The organism is Novosphingobium sp. UBA1939, from assembly GCF_002336885.1.
Classification (GTDB): domain Bacteria; phylum Pseudomonadota; class Alphaproteobacteria; order Sphingomonadales; family Sphingomonadaceae; genus Novosphingobium.
In genome coordinates, this window is the sequence record NZ_DDFB01000128.1 from 1 (window position 1) to 2594 (window position 2594).

Annotated in this window: 3 protein-coding genes; all 3 read left to right on the forward strand. The window is 67.2% G+C overall.

The window, feature by feature from the left end; translation table 11 throughout:
- Positions 1–698, forward strand: a 698-nt coding sequence (locus B3547_RS17150; RefSeq protein ID WP_292965057.1) for an electron transfer flavoprotein-ubiquinone oxidoreductase, incomplete at its 5' end; no start/stop codon positions are given.
- A gap of 76 nt (positions 699–774) precedes the next feature.
- A complete protein-coding gene (locus B3547_RS17155; RefSeq protein ID WP_124809803.1) occupies positions 775–1611 on the forward strand; it encodes a 4-(cytidine 5'-diphospho)-2-C-methyl-D-erythritol kinase in 837 nt (278 codons plus the stop codon).
- The gene (locus B3547_RS17160; RefSeq protein WP_292965060.1) at positions 1608–2330 is read left to right on the forward strand and encodes an N-formylglutamate amidohydrolase; all 723 of its coding nucleotides are present in this window, start codon (positions 1608–1610) and stop codon (positions 2328–2330) included. The genes B3547_RS17155 and B3547_RS17160 overlap by 4 nt, the downstream gene beginning before the upstream one ends.
- Positions 2331–2594 lie beyond the last annotated feature (264 nt).

A 2594-nucleotide genomic window follows, 5' to 3' on the forward strand; every position in this document is an offset into this window, starting at 1 on the left:
GCGGCGCGCTGATCGGCTGCTCGGCCGGCTTCGTCAACGTGCCGCGCATCAAGGGCAGCCACACCGCGATGAAGAGCGGGATGCTCGCGGCCGAGGCGGCGGCCGCCGCGATCGCGGCCGGGCGCGAGAAGGACGCGATGGCCGAATATGACGCGGCCGTGCGCGAAAGCTGGATCGCCACCGAACTGAAGAAGGTGCAGAACGCCCAGCCGCTCATCGCCAAGTTCGGCGGCGAACTCGGCACCGTGCTGGCCGGCACGGACATGTGGCTGCGCACGATTGCCGGTTTCGGCCTGTGGAAACCGCTCAAGCACCACAAGGATGCCGAAGCGACGCAGCGCGCCGACCTGTTCAAGCCGATCGCCTATCCCAAGCCCGATGGCGTGATCAGCTTCGACCGCCTGACATCGGTTTCGTTCTCCTACACCAACCACGAGGAGGATCAGCCGTGCCACCTCGTGCTCAAGGACCCGACGGTGCCGACGCGGATCAATCTGCCGCTCTACGCCGGGCCGGAGCAGCGCTATTGCCCGGCGGGGGTCTATGAGTTCGTCGGCGTGGAGGAAGGCGAACCGCGCCTGCAGATCAACGCGCAGAACTGCGTCCACTGCAAAACCTGCGACATCAAGGACGTGACCCAGAACATTGACTGGGTGACGCCCGAAGGTGGCGGCGGGCCGAACTACCCGAACATGTGATCGCTTGGGCGATACCGTGGAAAAAGGCGAGGCGTCGGGGTTGCTCCGGCGCTTCGCCCGTTTCAGGGAAGGGAGGATGAATCCCGCCCCCGCCTTTCGCGAAACCGCCTACGCCAAGCTCAACCTCGCGCTCCACGTGCGGCGGCGGCGGGTTGATGGTTATCACGAACTGGAGACGCTGTTCGCCTTCGTGGACGCGGGCGACGAACTGACCGCCGAACCGGCTGACACTTTCTCGCTCACGATCACCGGTCCGTTCGCCGATGGGCTGTCAAACGGCGATGACAACCTCGTCCTGCGCGCCGCACGGATGCTTGCCGACCGCAACGGCATCCGGGGCGGCGCGGCATTCACGCTGGAAAAGCGCTTGCCCATCGCCGCCGGGATCGGCGGTGGATCGGCGGACGCGGCGGCAGCCCTGCGCCTGCTCTCGCGTATGTGGGGGCTGGGGCCAGACCATGTGCGCCCTTCCGATGTAGCGGCAGACCTCGGCGCCGATGTGCCCGCCTGCGTCGCCTCGCAAACCGTGCATGGCGAAGGCGTGGGGGAGAAGCTGACGCCCATCGACGGCAGCGCGCTGGAAGGATTGCCCGTGCTTCTGGTCAATCCGCGCGTTGCCTGCCCCACCGGCCCGGTCTTTTTCGCGTGGGACGGCATCGACCGGGGCGCGCTGGACGTCGCCAACTGGGCTGATGCGCGCAACGATCTGGAAATGCCGGCCGTGGCGTTGCACCCGCAGATTGCCGACGTGCTGGCCGCGCTTCAGGCAACCGGCCCGCGTCTTGCCCGCATGTCCGGCTCGGGCGCGACCTGCTTTGCGCTGTTCGAAACCAGCACTGCGCGCGATGCGGCCGCGCGATCGATTGCAGCCAGCCAGACCGGTTGGTGGACTTTGGCGGGAGCCTTGCGATGACCGACGCCTTCCGTCTGCTGGGCACGCCGCGTTTCGGCGGGATCATGGTGGTGTCGGACCACGCCTCCAACCGCGTGCCCGATGACATCGACCTTGGCATCGATCCCGCGCTGCTCGACCAGCACATCGCGGTGGACATCGGCGTCGCCGGGATTGCCGAACGCATGGCGGAGCGGCCGGGCATCGCCGCGTTCCTTGGCAACGTCAGCCGGCTGGTGTGCGATTTCAACCGCGAGGAGCACGCGCCCGCCGTCATTCCGATCGCCAGCGACGGGCACGCCATTCCGGGCAACGCGCTGGATCACGCGGGGCACGAGGCGCGGCTGGCGCGGTTCTTCCGGCCCTATCACGCGGCGCTGGCCGATACGCTGGATGCCGCGCCCGCCGCGTTGATCCTGTCGCTGCACAGCTTCACGCCACGGCTGGCAACCAGCGACGAACCGCGACCATGGCATATCGGCGTACTCTACAACGAGGATGATCGCGCCGCGCGCATCGCGATTCCTCTGCTGGAGGCCGAAGGGCTGATCGTGGGCGATCAGGAGCCCTATTCCGGCCGCCTGCTCAATGCCACGATGAACCGCCACGCCGAAGCGGAAGGCCGGCCCTATCTGGGCGTGGAAGTGCGGCAGGATCAGGTTGGCACGGCGGAAGGGCAGGCGCGCTGGGCCGATCTGCTGGCGCGTGTCGCCAATCAGGTTGCGCTTGAAATCAGCTAGGGATTCCGGGCCTCGCCGCGCCGGGCGGCCTTGAAAATTATCCTTCGACTGGCCCTCTCGCGTGGAGTAGGGGGCGGGTTTGAGCCTGTGATTTTCGAGTCAGTTGCCGGAGTTCCTACCCATGCCAGCCTATCGTTCGCGCACGTCCACCCATGGTCGCAACATGGCGGGGGCCCGGGGGCTGTGGCGCGCGACGGGCATGAAGGACAGCGATTTCGGCAAGCCGATCATCGCGGTGGTGAACAGCTTCACCCAGTTCGTGCC

What these genes read in the sequence shown, in the direction of transcription:
- B3547_RS17155 (WP_124809803.1), top strand. Translation starts at nt 775, where the DNA reads ATGAATCCCGCCCCCGCCTTTCGCGAAACCGCCTACGCCAAGCTCAAC.
- B3547_RS17160 (WP_292965060.1), top strand. Translation starts at nt 1,608, where the DNA reads ATGACCGACGCCTTCCGTCTGCTGGGCACGCCGCGTTTCGGCGGGATC.